This is a genomic window from Vibrio tapetis subsp. quintayensis, from assembly GCF_030409945.1.
GTDB classification, from domain to species: domain Bacteria; phylum Pseudomonadota; class Gammaproteobacteria; order Enterobacterales; family Vibrionaceae; genus Vibrio; species Vibrio quintayensis.
In genome coordinates, this window is the sequence record NZ_JAUFQV010000025.1 from 1 (window position 1) to 22,444 (window position 22,444).

Consider the following 22,444-nt stretch of genomic DNA (forward strand, 5'->3'; position numbering starts at 1 on the left):
CAGAACGATTGTTCTGGTTAAACTCTAAGATCGTGGCCAATATTAGTTGACCACTACAGTTGGACTAAAGACGGGGGCGTAAAGTTCGAAAGAGCTGATGAAGGAGGTTGGGTTGTAGATGAAGGCGATGTGAGTGAAAGGTATGCCGTTAATATATACAGCCAAAAGCAAATAAACGCACTTGCCTCAAACCCAACAAGCCTTTTAGAACTAGTCGATCGTTCTCCTATTGTAGATATAGAAAGCTGGAATTCTCGATTTGAACCTCACCAGCGACTCTATATGGAGCTAAGTTCAGAGGAAGTTCAGCTAAGTCGCAACATTTCGAAAGAAGGTTCTAAGAACTCAAGGCTCCAAGAATTGATGAGCGACATAAATGGCTTTGAGTCTGGTGGGCATAGTCAAGTATTGATTCGAAACCAACTGATGACGACATCAAGCCGTCTACTTTCGAATGCAGGTAACATCGATCATATTTCGAACAGCTTCGATGAATTGCTTCAAGAAACCGTTCCTAGCTTGAATACGACTCAAATAGAGTTGCTTGAGGATCCTCTTAAGGAAGAGCTTGTTGCTATACAAAGTGCATTTGAAACTGAAGTGAATGAAGTACTAGGCCAAATTGAAACACTTAAAACTCGGATAGTTAGAGCTAAGGAGTTACGTGACCAAGCTATTCAATCATCCAATTGGCATACGCAAAAAGTGTTGTCGGATGAGCGTTATCAAGACCTTGTTAGTGAATATCAAGAACGTGGCTCTGAATTTAATACACAGGAATATGAGTCGTGGACTTCAGAAAAAGTGAGGATAGAACAACAACTAGAATGCATCGAAGTAGACAAGGCGCGGTTGAGTGAAGTAAGTGCACAAAAGGAAGGTGTACTTAATACGATGTTAGAACTTAGACGTGAACTACAGACTAAGCGGCAAGAGTTTATAGGTAGTGTTCTTATCAATAACGATTATGTTCAGATGACAATCAAACCATTTTCAGACTTATCCAAAGCAGAGCGTCAATTCAGAACTATTGTCGGGCATGATAGATTCTCTTCTTCTGTATACGAAGAGGGAAATGATACTTCGTTACTGTATGGACTTTTCAATGCAAGTAGTACTTTCGAAGAAAAAACATCGGCACTTGGGGAACTCAAGAGTGCTATAAAATCATTGGTATTGGGTGAACAACCAAATGGATACAGAATTGATCGTCGATTCATGGATTTCCTTACAGAAAGGTATGAGCGAGAGCCTGAATTTATGGCAAGGTTAGACTGTTGGCAGCCCGATGATTTGCTAGAAGTTAAGTACTCACCACGTGGGGATGGGACTCATTTTGCAAGTATTAGCAGAGGATCTGCTGGTCAAAAGGCCGCTGCGATACTCGCTTTCTTGTTAAGTCACGGAGAGGAACCAATCATTATCGACCAGCCTGAAGATGATCTAGATAATGCTCTAGTCTATAGCTTGATTGTTAATCAGATTCAAAATAATAAGGCACGACGACAAATTATCATTGTTACGCATAACCCTAACATTGTGGTAAATGGAGACGCTGAACTAGTCAATGTAATGGAGTTTCGCGGAGGACAAGTACAAATCAAAGCCAGTGGTAGTTTAATAGAGCAACATATTAGAGACGAAGTCTGTGAAATAATGGAAGGTGGACGAGAGGCGTTCAGCAAAAGGTTTCACCGCATATCACGATTGTGATAGGGTTTTGATAACACATTTACTTTAGCTTCTTGATTTTTATGTTGCTTTCATTTGTTTGTAAGCCATGAACATCGAAATCATCATAAGGATATATGTTAACCAGTAGATACCAATAGCAGCAATTGACTCAGTTTGATTGCTCACATCAAAAGGCGAACCAAATGGTTCGCCTTTTGTTATTCAAGTTAGTTTCCAACTCGGTTATCGGTTTCCAACTCGGTTATCACAGTTTCCAACTTGGTTATCTGTGATCATCAGCAATACTAGTCTTCGTAGCTATCAATACTTGGGCAGCTACAAATCAAGTTACGATCGCCGTATACGTTGTCTACACGGTTTACCGTAGGCCAGTATTTTGAGGCTTTGGTTTGCACACTAGGGAAACAAGCCAGCTCACGTGTGTATGGGTGATCCCATGCTTCACTTGAAAGGTCTATTTGAGTGTGCGGAGCGTTCACTAGAGGGTTATTGTCTAGTGGCCAAACGCCATCCTTCACCTTAATGGTCTCTTCACGGATTGCGATCATCGCATCACAGAAACGGTCTAATTCAGCTAAATCTTCAGACTCAGTTGGTTCCACCATTAAAGTACCCGCAACCGGGAATGACATGGTTGGCGCATGGAAACCGTAGTCCATTAAACGCTTCGCGATGTCTTCTTCACTAATACCAGTTTCTTCTTTTAACGGACGAATGTCGATAATACATTCGTGTGCTACGCGACCGTTCGTACCACGGTACAGTACCGGGTAGTGTGGACGCAGGCGTTCCATAACGTAGTTAGCGTTCAAAATCGCAACTTTGGTTGCGTCGGTTAACCCTTCGCTGCCCGTCATAGCAATGTATGCCCAAGAGATTGGCAATATAGATGCACTGCCTAAATCGGCTGCTGATACTGCGTAGTCTTCGCTTACCACGCCGTTTTCAACGTGGCCTGGCAGGAAAGGAGCTAGGTGTGATTTAACACCGATAGGCCCCATACCTGGACCACCGCCGCCGTGCGGTATACAGAAGGTTTTGTGCAAGTTCAAGTGGGACACATCTGAGCCGATGAAGCCTGGGCTGGTAAGGCCAACCTGAGCGTTCATGTTGGCACCATCAAGATACACTTGGCCGCCTGCAGCGTGAACCATGTCACATACTTCTTGTACTTGCTCTTCGTACACACCGTGTGTTGAAGGGTAAGTGATCATGATGCTAGAAAGCTTGTCTTGGTGCTTTTCAATTTTTGCTGCTAGGTCGGTCATGTCGATGTTGCCATCTTCATCACACTTAACAACGACAACCTTCATGGAAACCATTGAAGCAGTAGCCGGGTTAGTACCGTGAGCAGAGCTTGGAATTAAGCAAACATTACGCTCGCCTTCTCCTCGGCTTTGATGGTAACGCTGGATAGCAATTAGACCTGCGTACTCACCAGATGCACCTGAGTTAGGTTGTAGAGAAAAATCATCGTAACCTGTGATTTCACACAATTTTTCTTTCAAATCTTGAGCGAGTGCGGTGTAACCAGCTGCTTGTTCAAGCGGAGCAAATGGATGCAGTGCGCCGAACTCAGGCCATGTTACCGGGATCATTTCGGCAGCCGCATTCAATTTCATTGTGCAGCTGCCAAGTGGGATCATACCGTGCGTTAGCGAGAAGTCTTTGTTTTCTAACTTTTTCAGGTAACGCATCATCTGCGTCTCACTGTGGTGTGTATTAAACACTGGGTGAGTTAGGTAGCGTGTTTCTCGGCGACATGTCTCTGGGATAGCAGCGAACTCATTTGACCCAATATCCGCTGAAAGCGCCTTAGCGTCTTCCGTTACACCAAAGACCGCAAATAGGGCGTCAATATCGGCAATGGTCGTGGTTTCATCAAAACTAACACCCAATTGAGTATTGAGATTACGCAGGTTGATGTCTGCACTTTGGGCTTTTTGGTACAGTTCTTGTGACTTATCGCCAGTGTTAATGGTTAACGTATCAAAGAAGCTGTTATGCGCCAGTTCGTAACCAGACTTAGTTAGGCCTGCTGCTAGAATTGCCGTCATGTGGTGTGTACGACGAGCGATAGTTCGCAAGCCTTCTTCACCGTGATAAACCGCGAAGAATGAAGCCATGTTGGCAAGCAACGCTTGAGCAGTACAGATATTCGACGTCGCTTTTTCGCGGCGGATGTGTTGCTCACGAGTTTGCATTGCCATGCGCAAAGCTTGATTACCTTTGGAATCGATAGAGACACCAATAACGCGACCAGGCATTGTGCGTTTGTGTTTTTCTTTTGTTGCCATGAAGGCTGCATGTGGGCCGCCGTACCCCATAGGGACACCAAAGCGCTGAGCACTGCCAATAACAACATCTGCGCCCATTTCACCCGCTGGTTTTAGTAATGCGCAGGCAAGTAGGTCGGTTGCAACAGTAACCAGCGTCTTTTTCGCTTGCGCCGCTGAAATAACGTCTGTTAAGTCGCGTACTTCACCTGTTGTACCAGGGTATTGCAGCAATGCACCAAAAACATCGTGGTCAGGTAAAGAATCGACAGAGCCTGTAACGACTTCAAAACCAATGAACTCGGCACGTGTTTTTACCACTTCTAACGTTTGTGGGTGAACGTCATCAGCAACGAAAAACACTTTGCTTTTGCTTTTACCAGCACGCTGACACAAAGTCATCGCTTCGCCGGCTGCCGTCGCTTCATCAAGAAGAGAAGCGTTAGCGATTTCCATTCCCGTAAGATCCATTACCATTTGTTGGTAATTAAGCAGCGCTTCTAAACGGCCTTGCGAAATCTCAGGTTGATACGGAGTATAAGCCGTATACCAGCCTGGGTTTTCAAGCACGTTGCGAAGAATGACGTTTGGCGTAAAGGTATTGTAGTAACCTTGGCCGATAAACGTTCGCTTGATCTGGTTTTGGTTAGCAAACTGCTTCATTACAGTAAGCATGTCTGCTTCGCTCATTGCGGGAGCAGTATTCATTGGTGTTTCAAGACGGATTTGCGCCGGGACGGTTTCTTCAATAAGGGCGTCCATACTTACTGCGTTGATAGCAGCAAGCATTTGCTTTTGCTCTGAATCGTTAGGTCCGTTATGGCGACCAATGAATTCGTTATCCGTGCTTAGGTGTTGAAGTAACTCTGTCATATTTTAATCTACCAGAATCGAATGTTCTTATTCGTCTTCTAAAGAGTTTTCATACTCTTCAGCGTCTTTTAGGTTTTCAAGCTCTGCAGCATCGCTCAGTTTAACTTTAACGATCCAACCACCTTCATAAGGTTCTTCGTTGATAAGTTCTGGGCTGTCTTCTAGCTCTTCGTTAATTTCCAGTACTTCACCTGAAATTGGAGAGTAAATATCAGATGCCGCCTTTACAGATTCAACTAAAGAAAAGTTTTCACCAGCTTCTAGCTCGTCGCCAGTGTCAGGTAAGTCAACAAACACGACATCGCCAAGCATTTGTTGTGCGTGCTCTGAAATGCCGATGGTCACAGTGCCGTCGCCATTGTCACGTACCCACTCATGGCTTTCTGTAAACTTCAGTGTTTTATCCATTGCAATATCTCCAAAAATATCCGTAACGATTATAAAAATTATTGGTAAAGAGGGAACTTAAGGCAAAGCTGTTGAACTTGGTTTTTCACTCGTTTTTCAACTTCTGCATTACCTTGTGGATGCTCAACTAAGCCGTCAAGCACGTCACCGATCCATTCACCGATGAGTCTAAATTCTTCATTGCCAAAACCACGACTGGTTCCAGCGGGCGTACCCAAACGTATGCCTGAGGTAATCATAGGTTTTTCAGAATCAAATGGGATGCCATTTTTATTACATGTGATCCCAGCACGTTCTAGCGCGTCTTCAACCTGATTGCCTTTCAGTCCTTTTGGTCTTAAATCAACTAACATCAAATGCGTGTCGGTGCCTCCAGTGACAATGTCACAACCACGCGTTTGCAATACTTCTGCAAGGATCTTGGCGTTAGAAACGACTTGATTGATGTAAGTCTTAAAATCTGGCCCCAAAGCTTCACCAAAGGCTACCGCTTTTGATGCAATTACGTGCATCAAAGGGCCACCTTGCAAGCCGGGGAAAACCGCTGAGTTAATTTTCTTAATTGTGCTTTCATCGTTGGTCAATATCAGACCACCACGAGGGCCACGAAGTGTTTTATGAGTCGTTGATGTAACGACATCAGCAAATGGGATTGGGCTAGGGTGAGCACCTGTGGCAACTAAGCCGGCGATGTGCGCCATATCAACCATGAGCAACGCGTCGACTTCATCGGCAATGGCTCTGAATTTCTCGAAGTTGATAGTACGAGGAATGGCACTTCCGCCTGCGATGATGAGCTTAGGTTTGTGTTCAATGGCGAGTTCACGAACCGCATCGTAGTCGATTTCTAAGGTTTCTTTGTCTACGCCGTACTGAATAGCATTAAACCATTTACCAGACTGCGCAGGCCTTGCTCCGTGAGTAAGGTGACCCCCAGCGTCAAGTGACATACCTAGAATCGTGTCGCCTGGTTGCAATAGTGCAAGCATCACCGCGCCGTTTGCTTGTGCGCCAGAATGTGGCTGTACGTTCGCGTATTCGCAACGAAATAGGTTCTTAACGCGCTCAATAGCGATTGTTTCTACAGAGTCAACATGCTCACACCCCCCGTAATAACGGCGTCCAGGGTAACCTTCTGCGTATTTATTCGTTAAACAAGTGCCTTGTGCTTGCATCACCGCTTTAGAAACGATGTTTTCAGAGGCTATTAATTCTATTTGTTCATTTTGGCGAGTTTGTTCAGCTTGAATACCAGCAAATACCGCGTCATCTGTAGCAGCGAGGTTCGTTGAGAAGAAGTTTTCTAAGTTATGTGTTTTGAAAGATTGAGTCATTGTAGGGACCTTTATAGCTAGTTCGTATTTACTTGATTCTTTGACCATTTGCGAAAATACGATCTTCCTTTTGTTATTCGGCATGCGGAGAGGTCAATCCCACCACATGGGCATAATTCGGTGCGATTTCATCCTTTGGCAGTGCGCAGTGAGAAAAATGGCGAAAATATTCAATTGTGAATACAAACGTTTGCTAATTTTCTTCCAGTGCGTTCCAAAGTGGCACTTATGATATGAATGAAATCATTGAACGGCTAACAAGGTTGTAACATAGCGCTTGTCGCACGCACATTCAACCATAAATTTCCTATAGGAAACACGTTTTCCGATTTTGCTACCCAGCGCACTGTTTATTTACACTCTGCTACTTTTATGTTCAGGCGACTCTGTGCACAATGAAATAAGAGAATTAGGAAACAAGAGATAGAGGGACTTATGTCTGAAGACATGTACGATGAATACCCATCATTAACGTTAGCTAAAGAACAGCAACAAGAAAGTATAGAGCCGTTAAAGTTAGGTAAGCGGATCAAAGAGATTCGTATGGAGTTGTCACTGACGTTAGAAGACGCCAGCAAACGTACTGGTCTTGCTCGTTCTACGCTCTCAAAAATTGAAAATGAACAGATTTCGCCAACTTTCCAGGCGATGCAGAAACTGGCTGCGGGTCTTAATATCGATATGCCGCAACTATTTGAACCGCCGAGAAAAAAAGTCGCAACGGGTAGGCGTGATGTTACCTTATCCGGCCAGGGAAAACCGCACCCGACACCGACTTACGAACATGAACTGTTGGCCACTCAGTTATCTAATAAAAAGATGATGCCATTCAAGAGCAGAATTCATGCCCGAAACTTCGATGACTATTCTGATTGGGTACGCCACGATGGCGAAGAGTTCTTGCTTATTCTAGAGGGCGACGTTCTTCTCTATACTGAATTTTATGAACCTGTGCCATTAAAGTCTGGTGACAGTGTTTATTACGATGCAAACATGGGGCACATGCTGGTTTCTACCAGTGAAGAAGACGCTCATATCCTTTGGGTTACAGCAAAGTAACCAGTTCTGTTGTGTTTCCTATAATAAAAGCAAACGTTTTCTATGTGTCTTTTTTGTTCGCGTGAAAACGTTGTTTTGATTCTAACCGCTGAAATGTTGTGTTAACACCTGTAATAAACTTGTTAAAGATCACATTGTGATGGTTGTAAAGCAATTGACGGTTTCCAAGCGAGTAAACATTATCTACTATCGGAAACACTAGCGGTTTATTGGAAAGACCAACTGAATCATCGCGCAGTAGAAACTGACGATATGGAGAATAGAATGACAGTACTCAACAAGACTTCACTTCACGCATTGCACCTAGAAGCGGGAGCCAAAATGGTGCCTTTTGCTGGTTTCGATATGCCGGTACAGTACCCACTGGGTGTAAAGAAAGAGCATTTACATACGCGTGATTCGGCTGGTTTGTTTGATGTGTCCCATATGGGCCAGTTACGCTTACATGGAGCGGATGCTGCCAAAGCATTAGAAGCATTGGTTCCTGTAGATATCATCGACTTACCACAAGGTAATCAACGTTACGCTTTCTTCACAAATGAAGAGGGTGGGATTATGGATGACCTAATGGTTGCCAATTTTGGTGACTATTTGTTTGTGGTCGTTAATGCTGCGTGTAAAGAACAAGATATTGCGCACCTTAAAGCTAACTTGCCTGATTCAGTTAAAATGGACGTTATTGAAGATCGCGCACTGCTTGCTCTGCAAGGACCAAAAGCGGCTGATGTTTTAGCGAAGTTGAATCCAGAAGTGGCTGACATGGTTTTTATGGATACTCGTGAAATTGAATTGGTTGGCGAAACGTGCTTGGTTAGCCGCTCGGGCTATACTGGCGAAGATGGCTACGAAATTTCAGTTTCTAACGATAAAGCGGAAGAGCTGGCTCGCACCTTAACTGAATTCTCAGAAGTAGAATGGATTGGCCTAGGCGCTCGAGATTCTTTGCGTCTTGAATGTGGTTTATGCTTGTATGGTCACGACTTAGACACAACAACGTCTCCAGTTGAAGGCAGTCTACTGTGGGGGATCAGCAAGATCCGTCGTACTGATGGCGAACGAGCGGGTGGATTTCCAGGCGCAGACATCATTCTTGATCAAATAGCGACTAAGAATGTAGTACGTAAACGCATTGGTTTGGTCGGTCAAACAAAAGCGCCTGTACGTGAAGGTGCCAAACTGTTTGATGCAGAGGATAACGAAATCGGCGTGGTAACCAGTGGTACTGCTGGCCCAACAGCGGGTAAGCCAGTGTCTATGGGCTATGTACAAACTGTTTTTGCCGTTATTGGAACTGAAGTGTTTGCAGAAGTTCGTGGTAAAAAATTACCAATGACGGTCGAAAAAATGCCGTTCGTACCACAGCGATACTATCGTGGATAATTGTACGCGCTAAACGTTGTTTAAAAACTCGCCACTTGGCGGGTTTTTTTATGGAATTAGTATGATAACGCAGAAGTATAGCTGGGATAGGTGCTAGTATGCGCTCTAAAAGGTTTGAAAGGATAAACTGATGTCGAAAAAAAGGAACTTCATACTTTCTTCTATACTGCTGACCATTTCTAGCTTAACTATTGCGAGTGAAGCACCCTATCACTCTAGTATTGCTCCATTAATAATCAATGGAGACCACGCAGATGTAAGCAATTTTCCATATTTTGCTAGTCTCTATTTCGATCGTATTTCCGAATCAAATTATTACGGCAACATCTGTGGTGCAACCATTTATAATCAAGAGTTTGTATTGACAGCCGCACATTGTGTTAGTAGTGCAAACGACTCGTTTAAGAATTTATTTTTGAAAGTAGCCACGGGTGTTCAATACGAAGAGGCGGGAGTCCAAGGTGGCTACCAAACAGCATTAGCCATTCCTATAAAGGAAATTTATCGACATCCGGATTATGTAAACAGTAACGATGACTTTTTTCCCAATGACATTGCATTAGTTAAACTTGCATCTCCTTTACCGACTAGCCAAGTTTCACCGGCAAGCTATGTTTCTAATAATGTGGCTAGTGACAAAAATGTCTATCGTAGTGATTCTGAAAAGTTACTTATTATTGGGCATGGTAAAAATCAAACCTTGGGAGGAGGCATTACAGCAGACACTGCTGAACAGTTAGAACAAGCGGTAATGATTTATACACCTTCGTGTAACTCTCACGGTTCTACTGGTAATAAAAAACTTTGTGTTCTATCTGAAATCAAGTCAGATGGTAAGTACAGTTCGGCGTGCAGTGGCGACTCTGGCGGCCCGTTGTTGTGGCTAGATAACGGAGAGTACAAGCAAATTGGTGTTGCTAGTTATGCTACGAAAGATTGCGGATTGGTTGAAGATCCCGAAAGTGGTAGGCCATATGGTTACGCTAGTGCATACACCGAGATATTTGCTTACCAGGATTGGATAGACGATGTGATTTCTGGAAAAGTTTCATCTTCATTTGTTGTAACTGATGAAGCGAAAGCAAAGTTTAAAAACTACCAGGTAGATAACGGTGCTTCACTTGGATTTTACGGACTATTAATGCTTTTTGTTGCTGGTTTAAGTCGAAAAAAGAAGTAGAAATAATATCTAGTAATACCATTAGAAAACCCGCGAAGAGCGGGTTTTTTTGATCCCCTTCACATAAATTCAATATCTCATCTAGACTAAAAAGAAAAACGCACGGCTTTTGACTCAGTTGGACCCATCGAACTAGCGTGTTTTCGTTGAGGGGAATATATGAACAAATGGCTTCTAAGTATTGTATTTCTTTGCATTTCAAAAGTTACGATTGCAACCGAACTTGAAGTTGTACCCATGATAGTGAATGGGAATACAGCATCGATTTCAAGTTACCCTTATATGGCGAGTTTGTATTACGACCGTCGAGAAGACTATGGTTATTACGGGAACTATTGTGGTGCGTCGATCTTGGACTCATGGCATGTAATGACAGCAGCACATTGCGTACAAGACGCTGATTATAATGATCATACGACCGTGGTACTTCAACTAGGCAATGAACGTGACTTTTGGTCAGCGCAAAAAATCCCTGCTGAAAGTTTCTATTTTCGAGACGACTATCGAGGCGGTGCAACGTACCTTTGGGCCAACGACATAGCAATCATCAAACTCGCATCAGAAATTCAAAATGTCCCATCAAATAATTACGTTAGGTTGCCTGCATCGGGGGACGACGCAAATTATCGAGTCAACGGGGCAGTATTTACCGCTTTAGGGCATGGGAATACGTCTAGCAATGTGGATTCCTCTCTTGACTTACTACAAACCCAAGTGAATTATTTATCCCCAAGCTCCTGCCGAACATTTGGCCCAATCAATAACAGTCATTTGTGTACCCAAGGCGACTACAGTAACCTGACTGGGCTTAGAAACGGCATATGCCAGGGAGATTCTGGCGGGCCCTTACTGTGGTTTGACGGTAACGTATTCAGGCAAGTTGGTATTGCTAGCTTTGGCCCTGGCACATGTGGTGATGCAGGAGCGCTATCGCAAGGAGTGTTTACGGAAGTACTGGACTATAGCTATTGGATACAAAGCGTCGTGACTGGTGCGGTTGCAGCGAAACATACCGTTAATGGTGTATCTAACTTAGAGTTTGGTGTGAGCCAACCTCGTAAAGAAAACGCAGGCAGTATTGGGCTGTTTTCGCTGTTCATGCTTACCGGAGCCGTGATAAGACGTAAACGACGGATTCGAGCTAATCAGAAGCGTGAAAACAATTGAGTCAGTATCAAAGAAAAACCCAAAAGTTATCCTATACTTAGTTTGCTGTTCAGGAAATAGGCTCTCAGCCGCGAATGTCACAGCGTTGCAAACAAAAACACTTAAATGGTTTTTCATACTGTACATCATGACAAACTCAGTTCATGTACGATTACAGTTTATTGATAATCTTTGAATTATGGATGATAAAAATGAAGAAAATACTCTTGGCAGTGGCCCTCCTAATGGCAGCAACGCCTTCTTATGCAAACCTTTGGAAAAGCTGTGGTATAGGACATTGGATAGCTGGCCCCACATGGAACGGCTACTTGGCGATCACAACTAACGTAACCTGGGATTTAGGTACAACCGCAACCACATCCAACTCTTTATCTCCAAGCACTTGTGGTGGGCCTTTTTGGGCAGCAGCAAACTTTATTAACGACACCTACCCACGTCTTGAAGAAGATACAGCTCAAGGCCAAGGTGAACATTTAATGGCAATGCTAGATATCTTTGATTGTGATGTGGCTGCGCGAAACGACGTTGTAAACGGCATTCGCAGTGATTTTGGTGGCATGGTAATTGAAGCCGATTACGCCTCCAAACCCCAAAATGAAAAAGCAGAAGCTTACTTCCTGTTAGTCGAAAAAAACATCAATCAATTTTCGGCGCAATGTAACGCTGTATAATTATTAAAAGTGGACAAAGCGCATGTTAACTCCGTGCGCTTTCTTTTTGTCTAACGTTATTTGCAGGTCATTATGCCAAGACGCTCTAGTCTGTTGTTGGTCGCTATTACAAGCGTAATAGGTGCGAGTTTTATACAAACGGTACAAGCTGCTGGCACCTGGTTTTCCCCCCATTCTACTATCTCTGATTTAGCGAAAAGTCACCAGTGGCTAAAATTGCTTCATTTTGAAGGCAACAACAGTGACATAAATAGCCGAGAGTTTTTCTTAAGCGAGAAAGGATCGGTTAATCCCGAATTAGAACTCTTGGCAACCATCAACAGTATGAATCAGGTGGTGAAAGGGGATGTAAATCAACATGCACAATGTCGATTCCCTGCCAGAAAACTATGGTTAGACAGCATTCTAGGGCCAAGGTGGGCGGATCAGTCGATTGCCTGCCCAAATTTTAATACTTGGAAAGGCGAGAATAAAACCGAATCGATTAGCTTAATCTTCGTCACCGGTTATTTGGGCAATCCAGCTTCCTTTTTTGGTCACTTGCTCATGAAATTGAACATGCAGAAAGGTGTTCAAAATTCTGATTCCCCCTTATTAGATCGGAGCATCAACTTTGGCGCAGACGCTTCTCGTGATGACAACCCAGTAAAGTACGTAACCTACGGGCTGTTTGGTGGCTACGACGCCAGTTACAGCGATGCTGAATACTATAAACTGGAATACGGCTATGCCGAGAATGAACAAAGAGAGCTTTGGGAATACGAACTCAATCTAAGCAACAATGAAGTTAGATTACTCGAAGCGCACCTCTGGGAGTTATCTGACGTTAAATTCAATTACCTTTTCTTAAGTGGCAATTGCTCTACAGAAATGGCCAAGTTTATCGAAATAGTGCTCGAGGATGATTCTGAGCTGTTAACACGCTTTCAACCTTGGGATATGCCACTCGATATTTTCAAAAGTTTGAAAAAAATTGAACACAAAGGGCAACCGCTTATTCGCAGTATCAATCGACGCGAATCAAAATACACCAGAATTCACGATAAATACCAAGCCCTTTCAAGTGCGCAACAACAGATAACGAAATCGATTGTCGATGATAATGCTGCACTTGATGGCGACGCATTTTTAAGCCTTGAACCCGAACGCAAACATCGCATTATTAGCTTACTGTTTGATTACTACGAATTGGCCATCACAGATAATGATAATCAAGAAGCGAAAGTTTCAAAACGCAAGTTGATGCTAGCAAGCTTGAAACTGCCCGTTGCAGAGCTGGAGTGGGAAGACAATCCCAATGACCCTCCGCATGAAGCCCAGAACCCAAATCGCATCAACGTGAGCTTGGGTCATAGTAGCGAATTTGGTGCAATAGGAACGTTAAGTTATCGCGCCGGTTATTACGACTTTTTGGCAAAAGAAGCCGCTCGCTATAAAGACTCAAATGCCGTATTTTTCGAAACAGAAGTCAAGTTTAATCAAGACGAGATCTGGCTCAGCAAGTTCGATTTATTCAATGTAACCACACTGAATCTTTTGCACGTAGACTTATTTAAAGAGCGTCGTTGGGCATGGAATGGTCGTTTGACCGTTGAACAGAAAGATCTGTCGACCAAGAATGAAGAAAGAGTGCGGTTATATGCTGGCATGGGGTGGGCACAGCGTGGGCTCGGCAGCGTTTCATTTTACGCGCTTCCTCAACTTAAAGCTGACTTTACCGAGTTACAAGATACCGGAGTTGGTGTTGAATTCGGAGCGCTCTATACGGCGAACGAAGTCTGGAAAACTCACTTGGTCGTGACGCCATCAACAACCTTTGGTACTGAGTCAATTAGAAAAGTGGCCGTAAAATGGGATAACCGCTTTGGCGATAGCCAAGACTGGGACGTTAGATTTGTTCTAAACCATGATATCGCGACTGAAATGAATTTAAGTTACTCGGCTTATTTCTAACAAACGAAACGCTAGTTTGCTTAACATAGCGAATATGCACGCTATTCGTTAGTTGGTGCGTTGTCTCTACGTTTAAATCGATTTGAGTTGTTTCGTGGCACATGGTCAGGCACGGGCCTTTTCTCATGAACAAGGTGGCGAACCGCCAAAAGGGGATGATGCAGTAACATTCTCGGGCCAGAGTAGCGCATTACTAAGCGCATTTGCTCCTTTGGATCCGGTTTATAACAGTGAATAGGGCAACGATTACACGTTGGCTTTTTATCACCATAAGGGCAACGGTCAAGTTTGGTTTCAGCATAGGCGATAAGAGCTGCGCATTCGCTACAAAGGCCTTGGGTGTTGTGATGCGCTTTACAGTATATCTCGACCATAGCAGAAACGGTTTTGAATTCTGTATTAAGAGACTTGATGAGTATTGATGAGCTTTGCATAATACAGGCTTATAAAGGTACATTTCAAATGTAAGTTTATATTAAGTTATGGGCGTTGAATATAGATCATTAGAACTTTTTTCTAGGACTCTGTATTGCGTAGAACCTAAACTACTGCTCTGTTACAATCGGGACTTCAACCGTAAATGAGAATAACAATGACGACCGAGCAAGACAGCGTAATGAGCGGAGATGATCTGCGCGAGATAGTGGAGAACCAATTAAATGATGGTGACCCTATTAAAGTCAAAGAAACGCTAATGCGCTTAATGATGACGGGTACAAAAAGAGAAGAAGCGATTGAAATGATGGCATGTGCACTCGCATTAGAAGTCTTCGATGTCATGAAAAATGAATCTGCTTTTAATCTGAAACGCTACAATTCTCACTTAGACGAACTGCCAGAAATGAGCTGGATGGACGAAGACTAGCCCTGTTGAGAATACAAATTGAAAAGGCCCGTTACTTCAGTCAGTAACGGGCCTTTTTGTTTGCTGGTTTGTAGTTAATGGACTTGTTATTAATGGACAGATATTTTTATATAGGTTTTGTTGCTTGTTCTGTGGTGGTAGCAATTCTAACTGTTGGGATCTGACGTTTTTTAATCTGAGCCAGGACCACTCCTGAAATCACCATGATACCGCCAATAATATGGAACTCTGAAATACTCTCACCCAGCAAGGTTGAAGCAAGCGCTACAGCAATGATTGGCAGCAGGTTCATGAACATCGCACTGGAATCTGCGCCGATTGCATCAATCGATTTTACCCAAAGCCACGGCGCTATAACGGAAGCCGCTAAACTGGCATAAGCAACCAAAGGAAATGATTCAACAGGCGGAAGCAATACTTCGCTGCTCATCCACAACGGGAACAGCATAAGGACCGCAAAGGCACCTTGCATGTAGATGAATTGCCAATTCGTTAACGGCATCTTCCACTTCTTTATCAAGACACAATACAAAGCATACACAATAGCGGCAACCAACATCATTGCATCTCCAGGTGTGACAGAGTTCTGGAAAATAAACATGATATCGCCTTGGCCGAGCATGAAAGCCAACCCAGATAGAGAGGTAACCGCGCCGACAACACCAAGGGGAGACATTTTTTTACCCAGCAATGGGACGCTGATAAAGATAGAAATGAGCGGAACAAGCGAAATGATCAACGCCATATTAGATACACTGGTCGTTAGTGCTGCGTAATAACCTAGTGATTGGTTCAAAACCATGCCAAGCAGTCCGAGAATGGCAAGCTTAAATGTAAAAGGTTTAATGACCTTCCATGAGCGTACGATCGATGGCAGTACAAAAGGCGTAAGAATAAGCATAGCAAAGAACCAACGAAAGAAGCTCATTGCACTGGGTTCAATACTTTCAACAGAAAGCTTGTTTACAATGGAGTTCCCGCCCCAGATGATAATTGTGAACAGCGGAAATAGATAAACCATGTGAACTCCATCAAACTAATTGAACAGATTGCTAGTATCTCACGTCAATCTGATAATATATATCTCTCACCGGACAGCATCACCACCAAGTCAGACAGAATGAAACAATCCAGTAGAACCAGCAATGCAAATATTCATCCATCGATTTCGATTGATGAACTTCCCGCACCAGTATATTTTAATTTCGATGCATTTTTATCAAATACAGTAACAAGAAACCATTCACACACGTGGGGGCAGGTTCAGATAATACGAGGTGGAATGTTAGAGCTAAATGCAGAAGGTACCCGTTTTTTGGCCCCACCGCATTTGGCCATCTGGGTTCCGTCCGGTGTGATGCACTACAGCTTCAACCGAAAACCAGTGGATTACTGTTCATTGAATATCGCTCATGACAAAACTCTGGCGCTGCCAAATACAACCTGCTTACTGGGGGTAACGCCTATACTGACGGCCATCATTGAGGATTTTCGTATCCGAGGTGTGCGCATGGCAGAAACGGCAGCAGATGAGCGTTTAATGCAGGTAATGTTGGATCAACTGTCGTTAGCCAAACCAGAACAACACTTCTTGCCGACGAGTGACCATAAAGTACTATCTCCAATTCTCAATGGTCTGGAAGACAATCCAACTGATGCAAAAACTTTGGGAGAATGGGCGAGCATAGTACACACCACAGAAAGAACGGTTGCTCGTTATTGCCAAAGTGAATTAGGGATGAGCTTTACTGAGTGGCGTTTAAGGATGCGTTATCTCCATGCGTTAACCTTGTTGCAAAAAGGCATATCAGTGAAAGAGGCTGCATTTCTATTAGGTTACAACCAAGCGAGTCCGTTCATCACTATGTTCAAGCGCTACGCTGGCGTTACACCAGAACAGTATAAAATGAACAAGGCCAATGCACATTCATGAATCAGTCAAATACATAGATAGTTCAATATTTGGCAGGGATAAAAACGCTCGCATTTGCGAACGTTTTTTTATTTATTGAGCTAGAGGAAACGTAAGCCACTTAGTTTGCTTACTGAGCAAGCGAGGATTACTTTACTTTCCACTCAATGGCTTCGCCGCCTTTGATTGGCACAACGATATCATTGCCAAACGGCATAGTTTCAGCAACATCCCAGCTTTCTTTTACAAGATCAATGGTATCGCTGTTGCGAGGCAGATTGTAGAAATCTGGTCCGTTATGGCTTGCGAATGCTTCTAAGTGTTCAATTTTTTCCTCTTGCTCAAATACTTCAGCGTACAGTTCAACAGCTGCGTGAGCCGTGTAAGATCCCGCACAACCACATGCGGCTTCTTTGTTGCCTTTTGAGTGAGGTGCAGAGTCTGTACCTAAGAAGAATTTTTTGCTGCCGCTGGTCGCCGCTTCTACCAATGCTTGTTGGTGTGTATTGCGCTTAAGGATCGGCAGGCAATAGAAATGCGGCTTGATGCCACCGACCAACATGTGGTTTCGGTTGTACATCAGGTGATGAGCGGTGATTGTTGCCGCTACGTTGTCACTTGCATTGTGCACAAAGTTAGCCGCGTCAGCGGTGGTGATGTGCTCAAGTACGATCTTTAGATTAGGAAAATCATTAACAACTGGCGCCAGTACCGTTTCAAGGAAAACTTTTTCGCGGTCAAAAATATCAACATCGTGCGCGGTCACTTCACCATGAATAAGCAATAACATACCCACTTCTTCCATCGCTTCTAGGACGTGGTAGATGTTTTTTGCGCTAGTGACACCTGAATCTGAATTGGTTGTTGCACCTGCAGGGTATAGCTTAGCAGCAAAAATTTTACCGCTTGCTTTGGCTTTACGAATTTCATCAGGTGTCGTGTTATCTGTAAGGTATAGCGCCATTAATGGCTCAAACTGTGCTTTAGGTTTCGCTGCCATAATGCGGTCGCGGTATGCCAAAGCAAGCTCTGTATCAGTAATTGGGGGAATGGTATTTGGCATGATCAGTGCGCGGCCATTGTAACGGCTGATATCGCGAACTGTATCTGTCAGTACTTCGCCATCGCGAAGGTGCACATGCCAGTCATCAGGACGAGTGATAGTAAGTGTAGTCATTTGATGCTCCCACCGGGTATTAGAAAACGAATAAGGAGCCTAAGCGGTAAAATACTAACAAAGCGCGATAACGCAACCGTTTAGGCGACAGGATAATAGTAGAAAACCACATAGGTTTCACGTTTTTTTTCATCTAATTACCGATTACAATGGTAAGCATCTGTGTTTCAACGCCGATATTTATAATAAGCAACCAATTTGAGAGCATGTTATGTCGAATTCCAATCAATCTAAGTTAACTGAAATTAATATCTATCCGATTAAATCCGTGTCCGGGATTACCTTGTCTAGTGCGTGGGTAGAGAAACAGGGGCTTTGTTTTGATCGCCGTTTTATGCTCGCATTTTCTGATGGTGCTATGGTGACCGCCCGTAAATTCCCCCACATGGTGAATGTGCAGTCGAGCTTACTTCCTGATGGTATTGTATTGAGTTATCCAGGAAAGACACCACTCAGATTACGTTATGATGAATTTCTAATGGAAGAAGTAAGCACGCAGGTTTGGAATGACCGTTTTATTGCGTACACCACTCAACTCACCGCCAATAAGTGGTTTTCACAAGTCGTAGGGCGCCCGGTTCAACTGCTGTTCAGTGGTGCTCAATCTAATCGTATTCGTGACAAAATCGGTCATAACGTCAGCTTTGCTGATGGCTATCCATTGCTTGTTATCAGCCAGGCGTCACTTGATGAATTGAACCGAAGAAGCAATGAAGAACATTTGATGGACCAATTTCGTACCAATCTGGTTGTGTCGGGTGATGATGCATTTATTGAAGACAGTTGGAAACGAATTCGCATTGGAGAGGTGGAATTTGAAGCGGTTAAACCTTGTGAGCGTTGTATATTGACAACGGTTGATACAAGAACCGGAGATTTTAGAGCAAGCAAAGAACCATTAAGTACACTTGGGAAGTTTCGGGCGAACGAAAAGGGTGGTGTCTTTTTTGGGCAAAACCTAGTCGCAAAAAATGAAGGGATGATACGAGCTGGCGATACAGTTGTCGTACTTGAAACGAAAGACAAAGAAGTTTACCTCGATGAAGAATCTACCTTGATTGAACTTAGATGTATCGATAAACGTGAAATCAGCCCTGATTTTGTGGCCTTTACATTTGAAGGGGCTGACGCTTTGTTGCCTAGTTATAAAGCAGGGCAGTATCTACCGATAGAGTTAAGCATAGACAATAAAAAATACAGCCGAAACTATACGTTGTCATCCAATCCGCTCGACCTCCATCAATATCAAATTTGCGTAAAACGGGTTGAAGATGGGCAGGTTTCCAATTGGCTTTTGGATCATTTCAACCTAGGAGATACGGTATTAGCCAAAGCGCCCGCAGGTGAGTTTCATATAGCAAATTCATCTGAGCCCTTACTTTTGATGGCGGCTGGAAGTGGTATCACACCAATGTTGTCGATTATTCGATATTTAGAGTCAACAGCTAAACTCGGTGATGTTGTTTTCTATTACCAGTGTAGAACGTTCCGCGATCTCCCGTTCAAAGACGAACTAAAGGCATTAGAAGCCAATCACGTGGGATTGAAATTGCATATTGCGTTAAGTCAACCTGATGCCGAGTGGAGCGGATTGAGAGGCCGAGTGTGCTTAAGCCATTTGAGGTCACTTCCTAAACTCAATGATCGACAAGTTTTTGTGTGTGGTCCTGAGGGGTTTATGCAGAAATCGAAAAACCTTCTAATGAAAATGGGAGTACCGGGCAGTCATTATCATCAAGAAGCATTCGGAGTGGCGTTATTGGATAATGCAATTGAAAAAAGTGTATCGATATCCATAAACGGTGCTCAGTTCATTGGTAACAACAAGGCATCGATTTTAGAACAAGCGGAAGATGCAGGCATATTCATTGCCAACAGCTGCCGTGCGGGGCTATGTGGAGCGTGTAAAGTAACGGTGACAGAGGGAGACTACTTGCAAGCGGAAGTTCCAGCCTTGCTTCCCGATGATAAAGCGAATCGTCACGTACTTGCCTGTTGTTGTGTCCCTCGAAGTGACCTCATTTTAGAAAGCTGAGCCTAGCTGGCAATCATATAAAAAACTAACCGAAAGAGCGGGTTCACCGTTCTTTTTGCTCTTATCATGCTAATTGTGTGATTTGAATTCTGTTGTGGATACGTTTACATTTTAATTGCTTCTTTCTTAAGCTTTAATGGGTTTTGACATATTGATAACATATAAGCGGTAATTAACTTATTGTAATTAATGGAATGAATCTCGTCTGAAAAGAGGTGGTTAAGTGGGAATGTTTACAGTTAAATGGAAAATAATGACTCTTTCAGGATTGTGCTTGTTAGTTACAGCCCTGTTGCTAGTTAGTTTTTCTGTTAATAATGCCAAAGAAAATCAGCAAACAATACGTCAACAAAGTTCTGAGTCTGTCATCGATAAATCGAGGAAATTGCTTTCGAGCGAAGCGACATTGGTTGCGCGAGAAATTACTAATTACCTTTCTGAAGCTCAATTCCGTGCAGAAATGCTCGTTAGCAGTGCGCTGGTACTAAAAGACTCGGCGGATTATAACGATACACCAAGCGAAGAGTTACGGATATCGCAAGACGATATGATACGAAAATCGGTAGAACAATTCTCCACCATTCAAGCTGCTTACTTGGTGTTTGAGCCAAATGCTCTGGATCAAAAAGACAGCGAGTTTGCTGGGGCGGATTATGCAGCCTCAAACGAACTCGGTAGATTTGCTTCAAACTGGGCAATATCCCTTGATGGGAACAAAGCACTTCAGAATATTTTATATGAGGGCATTATTAGTGAGCCAAGCAACTATGATCGATTCATTTGCCCAATTAAAACCGGTTTTACCTGCGTAACAGACCCTAGATACAGTGACTATGGTGATGTCAGTGATCTCATTACGTCAATCTCTATGCCTTTGGAGTTTGAGCAGGAGGTGATCGGTATTTTAGGCATCGATTTCAATTTATCTCCTCTGATTGCGATGGCTGTAAAAAGTGACTCTAATCTATTTGATGGCAAAGGAAGGGTTAGGGTTATCACAAGTGATGGGCTATTGCTTGCGAGCGACGACACTAAAGATCAAATTGGAGAAGTACTGGTCAATGATGTGTCAAGCCAACAAGAAATTGATGCACTACTTTCAAATAGTCTGCCTCAGTCAATATGGAGTACGAACCAAGAATGGCTAATTGCCTATGCTCCAATAACATTCGCAGACAAGCAATGGGCAGTCATTTTAGAAGCTCCAAGAGCAAGTATTGTCGCGGACGCGATGACATTAGATCAATCGATTGAAATTAAAATTAACGAGGGTATCTTTTCTGAACTTATCGCGAGTGCACTCCTTATTGTTTTAGGGTTGCTCATTATCGGTATCGCGTCCTCACGCTTAGTTAAGCCCATTAAAGACGTCGTTATTCGATTAGATGACATCGCATCTGGAGACGGTGACCTTACCCAGCGCTTATCGGTTAACACCAAAGATGAGATAGGTCAGTTGGCCAGAGGCTTTAATCTATTCCAAGATAAATTACAGTCGACGATGAAAACGATAATTGAAACTAGCAATCAAGTGGCGGAAAGCAGCAAAGATGGCGAAAAGTCCGTTTCAATCACGCGATACAGCAGCAACGAACAGTTTAAGGAAGTCGACTTAGTCGCAACGGCGTCAGAACAAATGACCCAGACAGCCTGCATGGTACTTGAAAATGCGAATATGGCCGTGATCTCTGCAGAGCGAGCAAATAGTGCAGCAAAAGACGGGCAGTCGGTGATTAAGAGTTCTTCTAGTGAAATGGAGCATTTAGTAGAAAAAATGAAGTCAGCGGTTCCGGTTGTCGAAGACCTATCAAAAAATAACCAGAGTATTAATGCGATCTTAACCGTTATAGAAGGGATATCAGAGCAAACAAATTTGTTGGCGCTTAATGCCGCTATTGAAGCCGCTAGAGCGGGTGAGCAAGGTAGAGGTTTTGCGGTTGTTGCGGATGAAGTAAGAAACCTAGCTAGCCGTACACAAGGTTCAGTTCGTGAAATTCAAACCGTTATCGAAAAACTGCAGGTGGGTACTAAGAACGTGGTCTCGGTCATTGAACAAGGAAACGAACTCGCTCAGGAGACCTCGGTTCAAGTTGAACACGCCGTAGAAAAATTAGACATTATTTTTGCCTCTATTAGTGAGATTAGCGACATGAATCAACTGATTGTAAAGGCTGCAGAAGAGCAACAGTCAGTATCTAAAGAGGTTAATCTCAATGTTACCAATATCCGAGATTTAAGCGCAACTATCCAGCAGCAAGCAGAAGAGTCAGAAAGGGTCGGGCATAAGATTTCAGTACTGTCTAGCGAGCAGCAAACGCAAATTAATCAATTTAAAGTGTAGGGATTGCGATTGGCTTTATTCATGTAATCGAAGCTATCCGCCTAGTATCAACCCCCATACAAAAGGAGCGATTATTCGCTTCTTTTGTATGGGGGTTGATATCAAACTCAAATATTGA

Annotated in this window: 17 protein-coding genes; 11 read left to right on the plus strand and 6 right to left on the minus strand. The window is 43.4% G+C overall.

What is annotated here, in order from left to right; all coding sequences use genetic code 11:
• Nucleotides 1–129 precede the first annotated feature (129 nt).
• The gene (locus QWZ04_RS09745; protein ID WP_290327413.1) at nt 130–1,713 is read left to right on the plus strand and encodes an AAA family ATPase; all 1,584 of its coding nucleotides are present in this window, start codon (nt 130–132) and stop codon (nt 1,711–1,713) included.
• A 266-nt stretch (nt 1,714–1,979) separates the two neighbouring features.
• Here QWZ04_RS09745 and gcvP read toward each other — a convergent pair whose 3' ends face one another.
• Genes gcvP through QWZ04_RS09760 form a run of 3 tightly spaced genes read right to left on the minus strand, consistent with a single transcriptional unit; the run spans nt 1,980 to nt 6,586 of the window.
• Nucleotides 1,980–4,844 (minus strand): aminomethyl-transferring glycine dehydrogenase, encoded by a 2,865-nt coding sequence (gcvP, locus tag QWZ04_RS09750; RefSeq protein WP_290327414.1) that lies wholly within the window; start codon nt 4,842–4,844, stop codon nt 1,980–1,982.
• A gap of 27 nt (nt 4,845–4,871) precedes the next feature.
• Complete coding sequence (gene gcvH / locus QWZ04_RS09755) at nt 4,872–5,252, minus strand: glycine cleavage system protein GcvH (RefSeq protein WP_290327415.1); 381 nt, start codon at nt 5,250–5,252, stop codon at nt 4,872–4,874.
• A gap of 38 nt (nt 5,253–5,290) precedes the next feature.
• On the minus strand, nt 5,291–6,586 hold the full coding sequence (locus QWZ04_RS09760; protein WP_290327416.1) for a serine hydroxymethyltransferase: 1,296 nt from the start codon (nt 6,584–6,586) through the stop codon (nt 5,291–5,293).
• Nucleotides 6,587–7,021: 435 nt separating this feature from the next.
• Between QWZ04_RS09760 and QWZ04_RS09765 the strand changes: the two genes are divergently transcribed.
• The 6 genes from QWZ04_RS09765 to QWZ04_RS09790 all read left to right on the plus strand — a co-directional run bounded on the left by QWZ04_RS09765 (nt 7,022) and on the right by QWZ04_RS09790 (nt 13,996).
• Nucleotides 7,022–7,645, plus strand: a complete 624-nt coding sequence (locus QWZ04_RS09765) for a helix-turn-helix domain-containing protein (RefSeq protein ID WP_290327418.1) — start codon at nt 7,022–7,024, stop codon at nt 7,643–7,645.
• 252 nt (nt 7,646–7,897) lie between these two features.
• Nucleotides 7,898–9,025, plus strand: a complete 1,128-nt coding sequence (gene gcvT / locus QWZ04_RS09770; RefSeq protein ID WP_435433601.1) for a glycine cleavage system aminomethyltransferase GcvT — start codon at nt 7,898–7,900, stop codon at nt 9,023–9,025.
• Nucleotides 9,026–9,155: 130 nt separating this feature from the next.
• Nucleotides 9,156–10,205 (plus strand): S1 family peptidase, encoded by a 1,050-nt coding sequence (locus QWZ04_RS09775; protein WP_290327421.1) that lies wholly within the window; start codon nt 9,156–9,158, stop codon nt 10,203–10,205.
• A 159-nt stretch (nt 10,206–10,364) separates the two neighbouring features.
• Nucleotides 10,365–11,372: a S1 family peptidase gene (locus QWZ04_RS09780; RefSeq protein WP_290327424.1), complete on the plus strand. Its 1,008-nt coding sequence runs from the start codon at nt 10,365–10,367 to the stop codon at nt 11,370–11,372.
• Between the two features lie 191 nt (nt 11,373–11,563).
• Nucleotides 11,564–12,043, plus strand: coding sequence for a DUF3015 family protein (locus tag QWZ04_RS09785; RefSeq protein ID WP_290327426.1), 480 nt, complete (start codon nt 11,564–11,566; stop codon nt 12,041–12,043).
• 72 nt (nt 12,044–12,115) lie between these two features.
• Nucleotides 12,116–13,996, plus strand: a complete 1,881-nt coding sequence (locus tag QWZ04_RS09790; RefSeq protein ID WP_290327428.1) for an Lnb N-terminal periplasmic domain-containing protein — start codon at nt 12,116–12,118, stop codon at nt 13,994–13,996.
• Between the two features lie 41 nt (nt 13,997–14,037).
• Here the strand turns inward: QWZ04_RS09790 and QWZ04_RS09795 are convergent, their stop codons facing one another.
• Nucleotides 14,038–14,430 (minus strand): nitrous oxide-stimulated promoter family protein, encoded by a 393-nt coding sequence (locus QWZ04_RS09795; RefSeq protein WP_290327430.1) that lies wholly within the window; start codon nt 14,428–14,430, stop codon nt 14,038–14,040.
• Nucleotides 14,431–14,588: 158 nt separating this feature from the next.
• On the opposite strand from QWZ04_RS09795, the gene QWZ04_RS09800 reads away from it, so the two are divergent.
• Nucleotides 14,589–14,861: a hypothetical protein gene (locus tag QWZ04_RS09800; protein ID WP_102525239.1), complete on the plus strand. Its 273-nt coding sequence runs from the start codon at nt 14,589–14,591 to the stop codon at nt 14,859–14,861.
• Between the two features lie 106 nt (nt 14,862–14,967).
• On the opposite strand, the gene QWZ04_RS09805 is transcribed toward QWZ04_RS09800, so the two are convergent.
• Nucleotides 14,968–15,882 carry a DMT family transporter gene (locus QWZ04_RS09805; protein ID WP_290327436.1) on the minus strand — a complete coding sequence of 305 codons (915 nt, stop codon included), beginning with the start codon at nt 15,880–15,882 and terminating at the stop codon, nt 14,968–14,970.
• Between the two features lie 99 nt (nt 15,883–15,981).
• On the opposite strand from QWZ04_RS09805, the gene QWZ04_RS09810 reads away from it, so the two are divergent.
• Nucleotides 15,982–16,794, plus strand: a complete 813-nt coding sequence (locus QWZ04_RS09810; RefSeq protein WP_290327763.1) for an AraC family transcriptional regulator — start codon at nt 15,982–15,984, stop codon at nt 16,792–16,794.
• Between the two features lie 127 nt (nt 16,795–16,921).
• On the opposite strand, the gene pyrC is transcribed toward QWZ04_RS09810, so the two are convergent.
• The gene (pyrC, locus tag QWZ04_RS09815; RefSeq protein WP_290327437.1) at nt 16,922–17,950 is read right to left on the minus strand and encodes a dihydroorotase; all 1,029 of its coding nucleotides are present in this window, start codon (nt 17,948–17,950) and stop codon (nt 16,922–16,924) included.
• A gap of 211 nt (nt 17,951–18,161) precedes the next feature.
• Here pyrC and QWZ04_RS09820 point away from each other — a divergent pair, with 211 nt between their 5' ends.
• Entirely contained in the window at nt 18,162–19,985 is a 1,824-nt protein-coding gene (locus QWZ04_RS09820; RefSeq protein WP_290327439.1) for a hybrid-cluster NAD(P)-dependent oxidoreductase, read from the plus strand.
• A gap of 223 nt (nt 19,986–20,208) precedes the next feature.
• Nucleotides 20,209–22,326: a methyl-accepting chemotaxis protein gene (locus tag QWZ04_RS09825; RefSeq protein ID WP_290327442.1), complete on the plus strand. Its 2,118-nt coding sequence runs from the start codon at nt 20,209–20,211 to the stop codon at nt 22,324–22,326.
• The last annotated feature ends 118 nt before the right edge of the window (nt 22,327–22,444 follow it).